Origin of the sequence: Pedobacter deserti (assembly GCF_024436415.1) — a bacterium.
GTDB classification, from domain to species: Bacteria; Bacteroidota; Bacteroidia; order Sphingobacteriales; family Sphingobacteriaceae; genus Pedobacter; species Pedobacter faecalis.
On the sequence record NZ_JAFMZQ010000001.1, the window covers coordinates 1,743,409 to 1,760,835 of the forward strand.

14 protein-coding genes are annotated in these 17,427 nt (G+C 50.1%); 6 read left to right on the plus strand and 8 right to left on the minus strand.

Features of this window, described 5'->3' with window-relative positions; all coding sequences use genetic code 11:
- The first annotated feature begins 19 nt into the window (after positions 1–19).
- Positions 20–2,524, plus strand: coding sequence for a S9 family peptidase (locus tag J3P40_RS07880; RefSeq protein WP_256004371.1), 2,505 nt, complete (start codon positions 20–22; stop codon positions 2,522–2,524).
- 18 nt (positions 2,525–2,542) lie between these two features.
- Positions 2,543–4,009 (plus strand): glycoside hydrolase family 130 protein, encoded by a 1,467-nt coding sequence (locus tag J3P40_RS07885; protein ID WP_256004372.1) that lies wholly within the window; start codon positions 2,543–2,545, stop codon positions 4,007–4,009.
- 25 nt (positions 4,010–4,034) lie between these two features.
- Here the strand turns inward: J3P40_RS07885 and J3P40_RS07890 are convergent, their stop codons facing one another.
- The 3 genes from J3P40_RS07890 to clpB form a co-directional block, all read right to left on the minus strand.
- On the minus strand, positions 4,035–5,036 hold the full coding sequence (locus J3P40_RS07890; protein ID WP_256004373.1) for a glycosyltransferase family 4 protein: 1,002 nt from the start codon (positions 5,034–5,036) through the stop codon (positions 4,035–4,037).
- A gap of 11 nt (positions 5,037–5,047) precedes the next feature.
- Entirely contained in the window at positions 5,048–7,330 is a 2,283-nt protein-coding gene (locus J3P40_RS07895) for a glycosyltransferase family 4 protein (protein WP_256004374.1), read from the minus strand.
- A 141-nt stretch (positions 7,331–7,471) separates the two neighbouring features.
- Positions 7,472–10,084 carry an ATP-dependent chaperone ClpB gene (gene clpB / locus J3P40_RS07900; protein ID WP_256004375.1) on the minus strand — a complete coding sequence of 871 codons (2,613 nt, stop codon included), beginning with the start codon at positions 10,082–10,084 and terminating at the stop codon, positions 7,472–7,474.
- A gap of 406 nt (positions 10,085–10,490) precedes the next feature.
- Between clpB and J3P40_RS07905 the strand changes: the two genes are divergently transcribed.
- Together J3P40_RS07905 and J3P40_RS07910 are read left to right on the plus strand one after the other, a co-directional pair.
- On the plus strand, positions 10,491–11,102 hold the full coding sequence (locus J3P40_RS07905) for a GIN domain-containing protein (protein ID WP_256004376.1): 612 nt from the start codon (positions 10,491–10,493) through the stop codon (positions 11,100–11,102).
- Positions 11,103–11,197: 95 nt separating this feature from the next.
- Entirely contained in the window at positions 11,198–12,418 is a 1,221-nt protein-coding gene (locus tag J3P40_RS07910; protein WP_256004377.1) for an MFS transporter, read from the plus strand.
- Here J3P40_RS07910 and J3P40_RS07915 read toward each other — a convergent pair.
- Both J3P40_RS07915 and pyrE read right to left on the minus strand, forming a co-directional pair.
- Positions 12,390–12,803, minus strand: coding sequence for an SRPBCC family protein (locus J3P40_RS07915; protein WP_256004379.1), 414 nt, complete (start codon positions 12,801–12,803; stop codon positions 12,390–12,392). The genes J3P40_RS07910 and J3P40_RS07915 overlap by 29 nt on opposite strands.
- A gap of 8 nt (positions 12,804–12,811) precedes the next feature.
- Positions 12,812–13,474: an orotate phosphoribosyltransferase gene (pyrE, locus tag J3P40_RS07920; RefSeq protein ID WP_256004380.1), complete on the minus strand. Its 663-nt coding sequence runs from the start codon at positions 13,472–13,474 to the stop codon at positions 12,812–12,814.
- Between the two features lie 55 nt (positions 13,475–13,529).
- Between pyrE and J3P40_RS07925 the strand changes: the two genes are divergently transcribed.
- Entirely contained in the window at positions 13,530–14,087 is a 558-nt protein-coding gene (locus tag J3P40_RS07925; RefSeq protein ID WP_256004381.1) for an NUDIX hydrolase, read from the plus strand.
- A gap of 17 nt (positions 14,088–14,104) precedes the next feature.
- Here the strand turns inward: J3P40_RS07925 and coaD are convergent, their stop codons facing one another.
- From coaD to J3P40_RS07940, 3 genes are read right to left on the minus strand one after another with little or no spacing between them, the layout of a single operon-like run.
- Complete coding sequence (gene coaD, locus J3P40_RS07930) at positions 14,105–14,566, minus strand: pantetheine-phosphate adenylyltransferase (RefSeq protein WP_256004382.1); 462 nt, start codon at positions 14,564–14,566, stop codon at positions 14,105–14,107.
- On the minus strand, positions 14,563–15,102 hold the full coding sequence (locus tag J3P40_RS07935) for an RsmD family RNA methyltransferase (RefSeq protein WP_256004383.1): 540 nt from the start codon (positions 15,100–15,102) through the stop codon (positions 14,563–14,565). The genes coaD and J3P40_RS07935 overlap by 4 nt, the downstream gene beginning before the upstream one ends.
- Positions 15,090–15,923: a DUF3822 family protein gene (locus J3P40_RS07940; RefSeq protein ID WP_256004384.1), complete on the minus strand. Its 834-nt coding sequence runs from the start codon at positions 15,921–15,923 to the stop codon at positions 15,090–15,092. The genes J3P40_RS07935 and J3P40_RS07940 overlap by 13 nt, the downstream gene beginning before the upstream one ends.
- 49 nt (positions 15,924–15,972) lie before the next feature.
- Here J3P40_RS07940 and J3P40_RS07945 point away from each other — a divergent pair, with 49 nt between their 5' ends.
- Positions 15,973–17,421, plus strand: a complete 1,449-nt coding sequence (locus J3P40_RS07945; RefSeq protein WP_256004385.1) for an ATP-dependent DNA helicase — start codon at positions 15,973–15,975, stop codon at positions 17,419–17,421.
- Positions 17,422–17,427: the final 6 nt, after the last annotated feature.

Sequence of the window (17,427 nt, forward strand, 5' to 3'; positions counted from 1 at the left end):
ATCAATTTTTACTAAACAAATGAAGAAATCCTACCTGCTCATTTTAATGGGTATGAGCATAGGCTTTACTGCCGCCGCACAAACCAAAACCTTTACGATCACCGAAACGGAGGCACCCGCTCCAAAGGCAAATTACCAGCTTGCTTCCCGTTTTTCACCCAACAAACTCCGCAAACTTGTGTATTCTACCGCTGTAGACCCACATTGGTTGAAGCGGAGCACGCGCTTCTGGTACGAGTACGAAACACCGTCGGGCAAGCACTGGTACATTGTAGACCCGGCAGCTCGCAGAAAGCAGAAACTGTTCGATAATGCCAAACTGGCCGCCGAGATCACTGCGATCATTCGCGACCCGTTTGATGCCCTGCACCTCCCGCTGGAGAACCTGAAGTTCTCGGAAGACGAGAAGCAGATCAGCTTTGAGGTAAGGAGCACCATTGATGAGTTGAAAAAGGACCGGAAAGATAAAAAGGCGGCCGACTCCATGCAGAAGAAAATCTTCTATTTCAATTACGATATCGCCACTGCTAGGCTGACCGAAATACCCAATTACACCAAGCCTAAGGCAAAACCCTCCTGGGGATCTGTAGCGCCGGATTCTTCTGCGATTATCTTCACCCGCAACTACAACCTCTACTGGATGGATAAGGAGAACTACAAAAAGGCAGTTAAAAATGAAGACGACAGCACCATTGTGGAGCATCAGCTGACCAAAGACGGTTTGAAATTTTACTCCTACGGCAGTAACGGCGACGGCGAGAATAACGAGGAGGTTGTAAAGAACGACAAGAAGCGCCGCAGGGCCTACGTGCTGTGGTCGCCCGACGCCAAATACTTTGTGATGAACCGCACAGATTCCCGCAAGGTAAAAGATCTTTGGGTCATTAATAACGTTGCCCCAGGCAGGCCAACCTTAGAAACCTACAAATACCAGATGCCGGGCGAGGCCGAAGCACCAAGAGATGAGATCTGGTTGTTCGACTTTGCAGCCAAAACCGGTAAAATGCTGAACACTGCTGCCTTCAAGGATCAGAGCGTAAGCGTTTGGAGCGCGCCTTTGCTCAATAAGGACCGCGACAATGAGTTTCGCCCTTCGCTCTGGCTGGGAACAAACAGGAAGATCTACTTTTCAAGAACAAGCCGTGATTTGAAGCGGATCGACATCTGCACGGTCGACATCAACACAGGCACCGTAACCCCGCTAATCGAAGAACGGTTTAACACCTATGTGGAAGTGAACCGCCCGGGTCTTGTAAACGGCGGTAATGAAGTCATCCACTGGTCGGAGCGCGACGGCTGGGCGCATTTCTACCTGTACGACGGGAACGGAAAACTTAAAAACCAGATCACCAAAGGCGCTTTCCATTGCGAGAGCATCGTCAATATCGATGAGAAAAACCGTGTGCTTTACTTCATGGCCAACGGTCGCGAACCCAACGAAGACCCTTACTACTACCACCTGTACCGCATCAATTTCGATGGCTCAGGCATGAAACTGCTTAACCCGGGCGATTTCGATCATGCGGTAAGTATGGACGATAGCAACAGGTTCTTCGTCAACAATTTCTCGAGGGTCAATACCGTGCCTAAGACCGTCCTGATGGACAATAACGGTCGCCGCATCATGGACCTGGAAACGGCCGACCTATCCCTGCTGATGCAGACGGGTTACAAGTTTCCCGAGCCGTTTAAAGTGAAGGCCGACGACGGCATCACGGATATATACGGGGTAATGTACAAGCCCTTCGATTTCGATCCGAATAAGAAATATCCCATCATTGAATATGTATACCCGGGTCCGCAGACCGAGGCTGTGAACAAGTCATTCAGCAAGAGTATGGATCGTACCGACCGCCTTGCGCAGTTTGGGTATATCGTGATCACGGTGGGCAACAGGGGAGGTAACCCGGCCAGGTCTAAGCGTTACCACACCTATGGCTACGGCAACCTGAGGGATTATGGTTTGGCCGATAAGAAAGCGGCTGTTGAGCAGTTGGCCGACCGCCATAAATTCATTGACGGCACTCGGGTGGGCATTACCGGGCATTCCGGAGGCGGGTTCATGTCTACCGCCGCCATGCTGGTGTACCCCGACTTCTTCAAGGCTGCGGTATCCAATGCGGGCAATCACGACAACAGTATTTATAACAGATGGTGGAGCGAAAAGCATCATGGCGTCACTGAGGTTGTTACGGCCAAGGGCGATACTACCTTCAAATACAGCATCGACAAAAACCCTGACCTGGCCAAAAACCTGAAGGGCCACCTGCTGCTCATGACCGGCGATATAGACAATAACGTACACCCTGCCAATACCATCAGGGTAGCCAATGCTTTGATGAAGGCTGGCAAGCGTTTTGAGTTTGTGATCGTACCCGGACAGCGCCATGCCTTCGGCGATCTTACCGAATATACCTTCTGGAAACTTGCCGATCATTTCAACAAATACCTGATAGGCGATTTCTCGTCGGCCGGCCAGGTGAATATTACAGAGATGGACCGGGAGATAGAACAAAAACGTTAGCATATTCGTTTATACCCTATGAGAATTCAAATTGAACGTAAACCAGTAAAAGTATATCCAGATCCCAAACGCGTTATTGCCCGGTTCTTTTTTAACGGACAGGAACGTGCAATAGATGTTGTTAAACGCGTCATGCAGCTTACCGACCAGGAAGTGTTCGGGCTTATATCGCCCCTGCTCCAGGAGTATTCCAAGCGGCATAGAAACATTACCAAGATCCTTACCAGGCACTGCAAGCGGGTCAAGAACGCTATTGCGGAGGCGGGTTTCGATTTTGATGATATCGACAAAGACCGCAAGCTGCTTCTCGGTTCCTATTTTACGCACGAATATTCGATCGAATCGGCCGCTTTCTTTAACCCTTCTGTGGTGGAGGATCCCGATCAGTCGGACCTGGTAGATGGTGAAAAGCGTGTAATCATCAGTTTCCGTGCCGTTGGGGAAGGGCACATCTCTTCTGTGATCTTCCGCCGTGCGCTTATCGACCGCAATCACAACATTACGGTGATCCCTGCGGGCAATTATATCGACGAAGCGGAGGTCATCAAAAATGCCGTCTACAATAAGCGGCTATTCCTTAAAAAGGCGGCCGACTCCAAGATTGATATTGAAATACTCGATGAGGTAGGGCAGAAGCTGGAAGACAAGTTTGATTATGCCACGCTTAGGAAGATTATCCTCGATGGTAAGAACCTGAATGAAAATGATGTTCGTAAGCTCGAATACGACAAGATCCTGTGGCTGTCGGACACCTATCATGAGATCAGCTTCTCAAGGGATACCGATATCTCAGACCGTGTCATCTTCCCGATCTCCGAATTTGAGCGCAAAGGTATAGAAGATGCTCGCTTTGTGCGCTTTATCAAGGATGATGGTTCCGTGATTTACTACGCCACTTATACGGCGTTCGACGGGGCGATGATTATGCCTAAGCTGCTGCAAACGACCGACTTTTACGATTTTAAGATCAGTCCCCTGCACGGTGTAGGTGCGCAGAACAAGAACCTGGCACTGTTTCCGAGGAAGATCAATGGTAAATATGTTATGATGTCGCGTATCGACGGCTGCAATAATTATCTCATGTATTCCGACAAGCTCACTGTGTGGGACAACCCGGTTAAACTGCAGGAACCTAAGTTCTCCTGGGAATTTATCCAGATCGGTAACTGCGGTTCGCCTATAGAAACGGAAGCCGGCTGGCTTGTGATTACGCATGGCGTCGGACCAATGCGCCGCTATTGTCTGGGTGCAAGTCTGTTCGACCTGAACGATCCGTCTATCGAAATCGGGCGCCTCCGTGAGCCTTTGGTTATTCCTAACAATGACGAGCGTGAGGGCTATGTACCCAACGTATTATATTCCTGCGGGGCGATCATCCACAACGGTGAATTGATCATCCCTTACGGATTGTCCGATTACTGCTCATCATTTGCCGGTGTTAAACTCGACGTGCTGCTCGAAAAGTTAAAGCACTCCGCATTATAATACGGGCAGGGAAAGCTTATAAAATTTAAAGAATCTGATGGTAGAGGGCGATATAGTCTTCTACCATTTTTTGTTGCGAGAAATTGTCCATAGCCCAGTCGCGGCAAGCCTGTCTGTCGATTCGCGATAAGTCGGCAATACATGCCCCGGCCTCATCTGCATCCCGTACCAGGAAGCCGGTCTCCCTGTCGCGAATCAGCTCAGGCATAGAGCCCCGGTTAAAGGCCACAACGGGCGTTCCGCAAAACATGGCCTCCGCTACGCTGAGTCCAAATGGCTCATCGAAGTTTATAGGGTGCAACAGGGCAGCCGCATGGCCGAGCAGTTCATTCCGCTTTTCCGGGCCGGCCGAACCGATAAAAACGATCTGATCGTCGAGCTGCGGTTCCACCTTATCCTTAAAATACCCCGCATCCTGAACAATGCCCGCGATGATGAGTTGTCGACCGCTTTTGCGCGCAATCTCAATCGCCTCGGCCGTGCCCTTATCAGGATGAATACGTCCGAAGAACAGCAGATACTCATCCGGATCGGGCCGGAAGGTAAACTGTTCCGACTGCAGGCCGTTATACACCGTAGCCAGGTAATGCAGCGAAGAATGCCGGTCAGAATTGCTGATCGATACATAATGTCCTTTGCTGTTATACTTCTGGTACACCGGAATGATCTTTTCCGAAGAGAAACCATGGATCGTCGTGATGAGCGGCGTCTTAATCAGTCCCGAATAGGTGAGGGGAAGGAAGTCGAAATGATTATGGATCAGATCAAACCCAGAAGCCTGCTCCATCAGGTTGCTAATGTGCAGGCATTCGGCCACTTTTGCATCTGTTTCCCGGTCTTCTTCATATCCTGCAGGTACCACAGCTTCAAGCCGACCTTTGGTAAGCGAATCTCCTGTGGCAAACAGGGTAACGTCTACTCCCTTTGCGGCAAGTCCCTCAGTGAGGTTGGAGGCCATTTGTTCCCATGGGCCATAGTGGCGTGGCGGAGTGCGCCACGCTACCGGCGCCAGCACAGCTATCTTCATGTGCCGCTGGGTTAAAAAGCCTGCTTCTGGGCAGCAACCAGGTCGCTGCTCTGAATAAACTCGTATTCGAACTCCAGCGCCTTAAGCACAGTAAGGTGCGATATCCAGTAAGCCAGCGTACTTTCAGCACCCTGATTCCGGTTAATGCCGTGCGGCTGTAAACCGTCGCCGCAACCCTTGGTTTCATGGTCGTACAGCGGCAGGTGCAGACTGTTCTCACCCAGGAACCACTGATAAGACAGATACATCTGCTTGATATAAGCCAGGTCGTGCGTAATCTCGTAGGCCTTGAAATACATCAGCACCATGGCCATGGTTTCAATGGCCTGCTGGTCGTATATCGCCATTTCGCCATTGTCCCTGTACAGCCAGCCATCGTTGCCAACAGGGTTTAGGTAACCGTTGATCAGCGTTTTCTGAGTCAGGTACTCCATACTTTCCAGGGCAATGTCCATCGACTCCTTATCTTCCGTAACCTCATAATGGCACAGCAGCGCAAGCGGCAGGATGGCATTATCGTAGGTCAGCTTCTCCTCAAACCAGTGCCAATGGCCCTGTTTGTTGTTCTTATAAGCATTCTTTAAGGGTACCGCCAACTGGTCGATCTGCTCGCGGATATGGCCGTCGTACGGGTGGGATTTCAGGAAATGCATCAGTCCGATCATGGTATTGGCAATACCGCGCAGGTGTACCAGGTTTTTAAAGTGAGGTACCGATTTCAGGAACAGTTCTGAGGCAAACTCACGATAGGAATTGTTGGGCGCATTATTGATCAGATAGCCCAGGGCCCATATCGTACGACCAAAAGAATCTTCTGAACCTACCTCATCCAGGTATTCCCGCTTAAAGCTCAGGAAGTTCCTGAAGTTGCCATCATCGCACTGCATGTACTGAATGTAGCTGAGGTAGATCGGCAGCAGGTCGAGCGCTGCCCGGCTCTTGTTCTGCTGGTAGGCCAGGATCGTTAAGATCAGCGCCCGGGCGTTATCGTCGAGGCAATACCCCTCCTTGAGGTTGGGGATGCCGTATTTCGCATGCTGTACAATACCAGTATCGTCGGTAAGCCGCTGAATATGCGCCAGACTGAACGCCGGCATCATATCCGGATCGATGATCGGCTTGCCGCCGTTCTCACGCTCCGAGAGGAATTTGTCGATCGCCTCATCCAGCACATCTACAAACACTTCGCCGATGCGCGGCCAGCGGATATGCAGGCCATATTCAAAAGCATCCGCTTTCATCTGCTGCAGTTTTTCCCGGTCGGCAAACAGCTCATTCACAATATTGGCCAGCCCGTCCGCATCTTTAAAGTCGAACAGCCTTCCGCGATGATCAGCCAGCAGTTCCTGGGCATGCCAGTACGGTGTGGACACTACAGCGGCACCAGCACCTACGGCATACGAAAGCGTTCCGCTGGTGATTTGCGCCTCATTCAGGTAAGGCGTGATGTACATGTCGCATGCCGTCAGGTAGTCGTGCAGATCTTCCTCTGAGACAAACTTATTGATAAAGGTGATGTTGTTTTCGACATTTAATTTACGGGCCAGACGTTTCAGGCTGTCGCGATACTCTTCACCCGAACTCCGGATAACCCCGGGGTGCGTTGCGCCCAGAACCACATACATCACATCAGGGTTCTTTTCCACTATTTTTGGTAGCGCCTCGATAACCGTTTCCAGTCCCTTGTTCCGGCTTAGCAGACCAAAAGTGAACAGCACTTTCCGGTCTTTAAAGGCAATCAGGTTTTTGACCGGGTTGTTGGCCTTAGGTTCAAGATCAGGCACACCATGCTCAATCAGCTGTATTTTATCGAAAGGAATCCCGTAAATGCTAGTCAGGAAGCCCACTGCTCTGTGACTCATCACCACGATGCGCGAAGAGTGCCGTGCAATTTCCCGGAGAACGGTCAGCTGCATATAATCCGGATCTTTCAACACAGTATGGAAGATCGTGATCAGCGGCTTTTGCAAGCGCGCAATAAAGGGCAGGATATACACCCCGTTCTCACCGCCGAAGATACCGTATTCATGTTCAAGTATACATACATCGGCCAGACCGGTATTGATGAAATCGGCCGCCCGGATGTAATCCTTTTGGTTTTCCTGACGGATTACATATTTAACTTCAGATGGATATTCGTATTCGTTAAGGTTGTCGCTGTCGTTCATGGCGACCACAAAGCTGTCTTCCGAAACAGTGTTTTTATATTGGCCTATAGCTTTTAAGAGGTTATTGTTGAAGGTTGCAATGCCACATTCGCGCGGCGGGTAGGTCGATATATAAGCAATTTTCATGATAAAGTACGTGATATGCCTCTATAACAAACGAAGCGGGAAAAAGTTCTTAGCGAATCAAGTTTATTTAGGTATTTCTTTAAAAGCTTAAACAGAATATTTTCTCTCCAAAAAGCATGAAAGGAGCCGAAGCCCATGGCATTACGCCATGTGCTCCGGTTCTTCTGTGTTCAGGAAGACAAACTTGTGATCGAACATGTCGAGTTTGATCTTGCTGTCCTTATTTACCGTCCCGGCAAGGATCTCCTTGGAAAGCTCGTTCAGGATGCGTTTCTGGATCACCCGCTTCAGCGGACGTGCACCAAACTGCGGATCGTAGCCCAGTTCTGCCAGCCAGTCGAGCGCCTCGTTGGAAGCCTCCAGGCTTATGCCCATTTCTGCCAGGGTATCCTGTACCTGCCTGAACTGCAGCGCTACAATGTCGCGCAGCTCGGTCCTGTTGAGCGGCGTAAACATGATCAGCTCGTCTATCCTGTTCAGGAATTCCGGCCTGATGGTCTGTTTCAGTAACTCAAAGAGCTCATTCTTGGTCTTGGCCAGCACCGCATCGTGATTTTCCTCGTCGAGCGATTTAAAGTTCTCCTGGATGAGGTGCGAACCAATGTTGGACGTCATAATGATGATCGTGTTTTTGAAATTCACCACCCGGCCCTTGTTATCCGTAAGCCGCCCGTCGTCGAGCACCTGCAGCAGGATGTTGAACACATCCGGATGTGCCTTTTCGATCTCATCGAGCAGCACCACTGAGTAAGGCTTGCGGCGTACGGCCTCAGTAAGCTGACCACCTTCGTCGTAGCCAACATATCCCGGAGGCGCCCCAATTAAGCGCGACACCGCATGGCGCTCCTGGTACTCGCTCATATCTATCCTGGTCATGGCATTCTCGTCGTTGAACAGGAACTCAGCCAGTGCTTTCGCCAGCTCGGTTTTACCCACACCTGTTGTACCGAGGAAAATAAACGAGCCGATAGGCTTGCGCTTGTCCTGCAAGCCCGCTCTCGAACGTCGTATGGCATCAGAAATGGCCTCTATGGCTTCGTGCTGACCAGCCACGCGTTTGTGCAGTTCATTTTCGAGGTTCAGCAGTTTCTCGCGTTCGCTGGAAACAAGCTTGGTCACCGGAATGCCTGTCCACCGCCCAACCACACCTGCAATATCATCGGCGGTTACTTCCTCTTTCAGCATGCGGCTTTCTTTCTGCAAGGCTTCCAGTTCCGCTTTGAGCTGGTCTACCTTATCCTGCGAGGCCTTGATCTTGCCATAGCGAAGTTCGGCAACCTTACCATAGTCGCCCGCCCGCTCGGCCTGTTCAGCTTCCAGTTTAAAGTTTTCGATCTGCTTCAGCTCGGTATTGATGTTGTCGACCATATCCTTTTCGCCCTGCCATTTCGCTTTGATCTCGTCACGTTCGGCCGATAGGTTAGCGATTTCTTCGGTAAGCGATTGCACCTTATTCTTATCGTTTTCCCGCTTAATGGCCTCGCGTTCAATCTCCAGCTGCATGATGCGGCGGTTCAGTTCATCTACCTTTTCCGGCACGCTGTCCATTTCCAGGCGCAGTTTAGAAGCCGCCTCATCCATCAGGTCAATCGCCTTATCCGGCAAAAAGCGGTCGGCTATATAGCGCTGCGACATCTCTACCGCGGCAATAATGGCCTCGTCTTTTATACGTACCTTATGGTGGGTTTCATAGCGCTCTTTCAGTCCCCTTAAAATAGAGATCGCGTCCTGGGTATCCGGCTCGTCTACCATCACTTTCTGGAAACGGCGTTCAAGCGCCTTGTCTTTTTCCAGATATTTCTGATATTCATCGAGCGTAGTGGCACCAATGGCCCTTAGTTCGCCGCGCGCCAGGGCAGGCTTTAAGATATTGGCTGCATCCATAGCGCCCTCGCCACCGCCGGCACCAACAAGGGTATGTATTTCGTCGATAAACAGGATGATCTCCCCGTCGCTCTGTGTCACCTCTTTCACCACGGCTTTCAATCGCTCTTCAAACTCGCCTTTGTATTTGGCCCCGGCAATCAGCGCACCCATATCGAGCGAGTACACTACCTTGCTTTTCAGGTTTGACGGAACATCGCCTTTGATGATTCTGAAGGCGATACCCTCGGCAATGGCCGTTTTACCAACACCCGGTTCACCGATCAGGATCGGGTTGTTCTTGGTACGTCTCGAAAGAATCTGGATCACGCGCCTGATCTCCTCATCGCGACCGATCACCGGGTCCAGTTTACCCGACTCGGCAAATTCGTTCAGGTTGCGCGCATATTTACTCAGTGCGTTATAGGTCGCCTCAGCGTTCTGGTCGGTCACCCGGCTATCGCCCCGAAGCGCCGTAATGGCCGCTTTCAGGTCTTTTTCGTTAACGCCCTGGTCTTTAAGTATCTTGGAAGTATTGTCGTTTACGGCAAACAAACCCAGCAAGAGGTGTTCTACCGACACGAACTCGTCTTTAAATTCTTTCAGGAAAGTCTGCGCCTTCTGCAAAGCCGAGTTGCTGCCCGAGGTAAGGTATGGGCCGCTGCCCGTCACTTTCGGGAATTTCTGGATCTGTGTGTCCAGGTGCTGGTTGACCACATTAAGATTTACGTTAAGTTTCTTCAATACATAAGAAACCACGTTCTCATCAACAGTAAGCAAACCCTTTAACAGGTGCGCTGTCTCAATAGCCTGTTGCTGATTGCCCTGGGCTATTTCAGAAGCCTGTTGAACGGCTTCCTGTGCTTTAATTGTGAAATTATTGAAGTTCATGGCAAGGGTTAAACAAAGGAAATGCCATGCAGGTTTTCTGTGTGTTTTCGGAAAAAATGTCCGTTTAGATTGATTTTGGCTGACTTTATGGCTGGTTCTCGCCGCTACCAAGTAGTACCCTATTGGGGGGCATTCCCTCACATAAAACACACATCAGACACATTTCCTTCACAAAAAGGTACCCTATTGTGGCTTAATTGTGAACAAGGTGTGAACGAAGTGTGAGCCAGCATTCACCCAGGTAGGTTTAAAGGGCATTCATGTTACGGGCGTTGGTCGAGAAAATCCGGGCGTTGGTCGGCAACTCCATTGCAATGGTATATTCCGCAAAAAATGGCTGAAACGTTTCGATGTGCCCGTCGTCTTAACTACAAAAATAACGGAAAAACATTTAAACAATAAAGACATGAAAACAATTACTAAAACATTATTCGCCGGATTATTCACCCTGATGGTAAGTGCCTCTTCGATGGCTACCACTTTTGCGGCCAACACGACACACAGCATCAACACTGCCCGTAGTTTTAACAAAATATGGGTAGCAGGAAACGTAAAGATCATCCTGAGCCAGAGTGAAAAAGAAGGCGTGTTTGTCGACGAGACTTTCAATCCGGATAAAACATCGGTGCTAAGCAAAGGACAGACCTTGTACATCAACACTATGGAGAGCTCGCAGGTTACGATCCGGGTTGCGGTAAAAGATCTGCACCGCATTGAGGCTGCAGGAAGCGCGGTGGTAGTGAGCAGCAATAACATTAATGTTGACTTTTTGCAGGTATTTGCAAGCCAGAATGCCAAGGTTAAAGTAAGCGCGATCACCGGCGATCTGTATACTGTAGTGAAAGAAGACGCAGTGTTGAAGATGAGCGGTACTGCCGGTCAGCACACCCTGGTAGCGGGCAATATGAAGAATGTTAAACTGGACAACCTTGTAGCGCAAAAAACCATCCGCAAAGCGCCGGAAATGATGATCGCCACGCAAGAGTATGCCGCGATAAAACAAGATACGGTTAGGTAGGGTACAGGCTATAAAGCCTGCATGAAGCACAGCTGGCCGGGTGGCCGCTGTGCTTTTTTATTTAGCTATATTTGCAGGCCCGACGATGTAACCCAATGAAAGAACTTGTGAAATTGTACCTGGACGCCTACCGTGGGCTTTCTGCCGCTTCCTGGATGCTGACACTCGTCATGCTGATCAACAGGACGGGCGCGATGGTGGTGCCATTTTTGGGTTTGTACATGGTAAACCATCTCCATTTCAATTTACGCGATACGGGTATTGTATTGAGTTGCTTTGGTTTGGGTGCGGTTACGGGGAATTTTTTTGGTGGCTGGCTCACCGACAAGGCGGGTCACTTCCGTGTTCAACTGATCAGCCTGTGCCTCACTGTTCCGATGTTCATCGTGCTGCCTCAACTGGAGACCGTTCTGTCTCTTGCTTTGGGAATTTTTACGCTAAGTCTGTTTTCCGAAACTTTCCGGCCTGCCAACTCGGTGGCTGTGGCTTATTACTCGCGACCGGAAAATGTGGTGCGCTCCTTTTCGCTCAACAGGATGGCGATGAACCTGGGTTTTTCTATTGGTCCGGCGCTGGGCGGTTTCCTTGCGGCTATTTCGTACAGCTTTCTGTTTTATGGCAATGCAATTGCGGCTTTCAGTTCTGCCTTGCTGTTCTTCGTTTATTTCAGAAACCTGAAGGGTAGCGCTTCTTCAAAAAAGCGAGAAGCAGAGGAGGCCAAAGGTGATTTGATGCCGGACAGGTCGCCTTACCGAGATGTACCTTATCTGTTGTTTAGTCTCCTGTGCTGCGTGTTTGCCGTCTGCTTTTTACAGCTGCTCAATACATTGCCCTTATACTATCGCGAGGTGTATAGCCTTTCCGAAAAGGAGATCGGGATCATTCTGGCATTTAGCGGGGTGGTGGTGTTTTCTTTGGAAATGCTAATGGTGCACATTGCCGAGCGCAGGTTCAGCGCCAGGACAGTTATTGTTGCCGGAACCGTGCTCTGTGCCCTGTCTTTCCTTATTCTTAACCTGGTACAGGGCGTGCCTGTGCTTTATTTCTCCATGTTTGTGCTTTGTATCGCTGAGATTTTGGCAATGCCTTTTATGGCTACGGTGACCTTAAAACGGTCGTCCATAAAAAAGCGCGGAGCTTATATGGCGCTCAACGCATTATCGTTTTCGCTGGGTCATATAGGCTCACCGCTTATCGGTACCGGTATCGCTGCCGCGTATGGCTTTGAAGTCCTGTGGTGGGGCACTTCCATTACGCTGTTGATCGCGGCGCCGGGTTTCTTCTTTGTTATGAGGCAGATGGAGCGTCGAGGGTAGCTTTCAGCTGGCTTGTCTGGTGATCGGTAAGCTTTTGCAGTGGACCTGAAGCAAGCATTTTCATCATCATGTTCAGATCGGCGACAATGGTTAACTTGGCCAGCGTTCCGCCATTGCCATTTTCGGTAACCGTCCATTTCAGTTCCACGTCAAAGGGAGGTTTCTCTGTAGGCAGCGCGATCAGTTCCTTGTTTTCTATGCGGCTGGTGATGCGGATGGCAAGCTTCGCCATGTTTTGGATGGTAAAACTAGCCTCGTCTTCCGTGGATGACCAATTGTAAATATTTTCCGGCATCAGCTGTTTGTGGTTATTCATGTCGGACAGGAACGCGTAAACCGTGCTAACCGGCTTGTTGATGTCGGTGGTACTTTCTATAATGGTCATAGGCTTTATTAACTTAATTGTTGTTCTTCTTCTTTGCCCCAGGTTGCGGGGTTACGACGCCATTTGGTCAGCAGGTCCACTTCATTGGTACCAATGAAGCTATGTTCTGCGGCGTATTCAATCAGTGCATTGTAATTCGACAAGGTAGCGTAGCGGCATTTCGCTTCTTTAAAGTTCTCATCAGCCTGGTCAAAGCCGTAGGTAAAGATGGCAACCAGTCCGGCTACCGATAGTCCGGCGTTTCGCAGTGCTTCAACAGCCTGCAGACTGCTCTTCCCGGTAGAGATGAGGTCTTCAATAACCACAACACGCTGTCCTTCCACGATCTCTCCTTCAATTAAGCTGCCGGTACCATGTTCTTTGGCTTTAGCCCTTACATAGGCAAAAGGCAATCCCAGTTCCTGGGCTACCAGTGCGCCCTGAGGGATTCCCGCTGTGGCTACACCCGCAATCAGATCTACTGAACCGAACTCTTCCTGTATAAGCTGGCTAAGTTTCTGCCTGATGTATGTTCTTACAGAGGGGTGAGAAAGCGTGATCCTGTTGTCACAATAAATTGGCGATTTCCAACCCGATGCCCAGGTAAATGGATTATTAGGTTGTAACTTTATTGCTTTAATTTGTAATAAAAATTCAGCTACCTTTAATTCAATATCACTTTTATTATACATGGTCCAAAATTACAGAATTTATATCAACGATAATACTCTGTTTATAACAGATTTGATGCCAGCGCATTCGGCGAAAATACAACAACTTGACATACAGGATTTTGATTTCCCAACATTCTATAAAAATGTAAACAAGCTCTCTGGGGCCGAATATGTTTTGCTGAGCCCTGATCCGAAAGCCGTGTTTAAAAAGATCAGAAAAGGCATGGAGCTGATTAAGGCGGCGGGCGGACTGGTCAGAAATGGCAACGATGATTATCTGTTTATTTTCCGCCACAAGAAGTGGGATTTGCCTAAGGGTAAGACCGAAAAAGGGGAAAAAATGAAGCATGCTGCGGTACGTGAAGTGGAGGAGGAGTGCGGCGTAACCATAGCCAGCAACGACGGTAAGATCTGTAAGACCTATCATGTGTATTCGTTGCACGGCAAGCCGGTGCTGAAAAAGACAAACTGGTACGCCATGACCGTAAAGGGCGAACCGGAGCTTACCCCTCAGCTGGAAGAAGACATCACCAAAGCGGTGTGGCTCGACAGGCTTGAACTGAAGCCGGTGCTGAAGAATACGTATCCTTCTATAAAGCAGGTTCTGGACGAAGCTGGATTGCTGGTATAAGCCGCTTGTAACGGTGCTTAGAGGAAAGGTAAGGCCTCTGGCGGGAGGAACATGCTTACGTCGCCATTGTTACGCAGGATATCACGGACGATCGTTGAGCTTACGGAGGAATATTCCGGTTTGCTTAACAGCAGGATGGTCTCCACCTCAGGCATCATGGTCTGATTGATGTGGGCAATGGCTTTTTCATACTCAAAGTCGGCCACCGAGCGGATGCCCCTGACCATGTACTGCGCCTTAATCTTCCGGCAGAAATCGACGGTGAGCCCCTCATAAAGCTGTACCTCTACGCCCGGATATGCGGAAAAAACGCTGTCCACAATGTCTTTTCTTGTTGCGGCAGGTAGAAAGCCCTGTTTTGAACTGTTGAGCCCTATGCCGATCACGATCTTGTCGAACAAAGGCAAAGCCCGCTTGAGGATGTCGACATGCGCGATGGTGATCGGATCGAAGGAGCCAGGGAAAAGTGCAGTTTTCATATCTCTGAGGTAAAGAAGCTGAAGGATGAGTTGCCGTATTTCCGTGTTTCACTGTAGCCGGGTTTACCTGCCAGCTTCAGGAAAGAGGGATGTTCTACAATTAAGGTCCCGTTTTCGGCCAGCAGGCCTCGCTGTAACACCAGTTCAGGAATATCAGGGATGCTGGGAAGGTCGTATGGCGGATCGGCAAAAATGATCTGATAGCTGTCGCTATGGTTTTGAATAAACTTAAACACATCTGCCTTCTCCACGCTGATTTGTTGAAGTTCGTGCTGAGTTGCGACCGACTTTACCCAGTTCACACAGCCCGGGTGTTTGTCGACCGCCCTGACATGCGCCGCACCTCTGGATGCGAATTCTATGCTGATATTGCCGGTGCCGCAAAACAGATCGAGCACTTTGCATGCTTCAAAATCGTAGTCATTGTACAGGATGTTGAAAAGCGCTTCTTTAGCCATATCGGTCGTTGGCCTTACCGGCAGGTTGCCCGGGGCATTGAAACGCAGTCCCTTTAATTTACCACCTATGATTCGCATAACCGGAGCGCCAGCAGGCTGGTATAATAATGTAAAGGCATGTCCAGCAGTAGCTCCAGGTTGAGCTCGCTATGCTCGGCCGCTTGGAATGTGATCGTGTCAAAGTATTTTTTTAAGCACTGATGATTGGCGTCGTCGTCATTAATGATACCGCTAAGGTAAACGGTGGCATTGGCGTCGATAGCCAGTTGCTGCCGGAGCAACAGCAGATAGTAATTGAACTCTTCGCTGTTCGCGATTTCAAAACCGCCCTGGAAGATGAGTTGGCCGCCCTTAACAAAGCTGGCGTAAAAGGACCCGGCAGTAAAATCGAGCATGATAAACTGCTCATCGCGCTGTTTTTGCACCAGGGCCAGCAACGGACTCAAATGATCGTACGCCATGCTGCCACCAGGAATACGTTCTAGTACACGTTCAGCCAGTGGAGGTAAAGCATACACGGTGGTAAAGCCAAATGCCGACGCGGGCCGGGTGTAAAGTCTCCTGCCAGGCTGTTCCGGAAAGAACTTCGTAAAGGCCTCCGCCTCATGCTGGCTATACAGCTCATCGGGCACGGAGATGGTATTTGGGGTATGAACGGAGACACGGGTTTCTTTGAAGGCCAGTTTAAGTTTTTCGTCTTTTTCCAGCAAATCTGCCAGTCTGAGGTCCGTTTCCTGACACTCCTGCTCATCATACAGCGCTATAAGTCTGCCAGCCTCTTCGTCAACAATAGCATAAGATAGACTGTCGGCCGTCAGCCTGATGAGCAGACTGCAGTTTTCAGCATGGTGCTCACCGAAACCTGGATCAAGTAATAATATGCTATTTTTGCTGTTCATGTAGACAAAACTAATCGTTTTTTCTATAAGATTACCATCCAAAAACTAAATGGACAAAGCCAGTATCATTGCTCAGGCATACGAATTCAAGCCTACTGACCAGCAAATGGAGTTTTGCCGGGCAATGGCCGCGTTCCTCTCGCGTCCTCTAGACCGGCAGTGCTTCGTTTTGCGCGGCTATGCCGGAACGGGCAAGACCACTTCGGTGGCCGCGCTGGTGAAGGTGCTGCGACAGTTTGCCCTCAGGCCGGTGCTGCTGGCTCCGACTGGTCGCGCCGCCAAGGTCATGGGCACATATACGGGCCGCACCGCACTTACCATACATAAGAAGATATACCGGAAGCGCTCGGCGGTGTCGCCGGAGATGACCTTTCAACTGGCGCCCAACCTGGCCGAACATACGGTATTTATTGTGGATGAAGCTTCCATGATAGCCGACGACTGGAACGCACACACGGGATCTTCGCTGCTGAAGGACCTAATGGAGTTTGTGTACAACGGGAAAAACTGCGGGGTGATTATGGTGGGCGATACGGCACAGTTGCCCCCGGTAGGCAGCGTCGACAGTCCGGCTTTGAATCCCGATCACCTGGCCCACGGCTTTGGTCTGCAGGCCCACATGGTAGAGCTCAGAGAGGTGGTGCGACAGGGAAAGCGTTCGGGGATACTGGCCAATGCGACAAAGCTGCGCAAGATGATTATCAAAGACAGCGATACGGAAAGCGGTGGGGCGGCTACGCCGCTTCCGAAGTTCGTGACCAAAGGCTATAAGGATGTATTCCGGATGACTGGTCTGAAGCTGGTGGAGGGACTGGAATATGCCTACAGCAAGTTCGGACTGGAAAATACGCTGATCGTTTGCCGCTCGAATAAGTCGGCCAACACCTATAACCAGCAGATCAGGGCCCGCCTGCTTTACCGTGAGGAGGAACTGACCGGCGGGGATCAGATCATGGTGGTCAAAAACAATTACTTCTGGCTGCCCGACAATGAATCGGCTGCCTTTATTGCCAATGGTGACATGGCCAGGGTGATCCGTGTGCGCGGGGCTGAGGAGCGCTATGGTTTACGCTTTTGTGAGGTAATGCTCGAATTCCCGGATTTCCCTGCTGCGGGAAGCATAACCTGCAAGGTGATACTGGATACCCTCACGGCAGAGACCCCGAATTTGTCGCGCGAACAAAGCAACAGGATGTTTGAAGAGCTGAATGAGGATTACGGGCATATCGCCGACAAGCGCCTGCGTTTTAAGGCGATAAAAGAAGATCCGTATTACAACGCGCTCCAGATTAAGTTTTCTTATGCCGTGACGTGTCACAAGGCGCAGGGCGGTCAGTGGGAGGCCGTGTTCGTAGATCAGGGCTATCTGACGGACGATATGGTCGATACTGAATTCCTTCGCTGGCTTTATACCGCCGTTACCCGTGCTAAAAGCGAATTATTTTTCGTAAATTTTGCCTCGCACCTGTTCACGTCGGTAGAAGAGGAGTCGTATTGAGTTAAG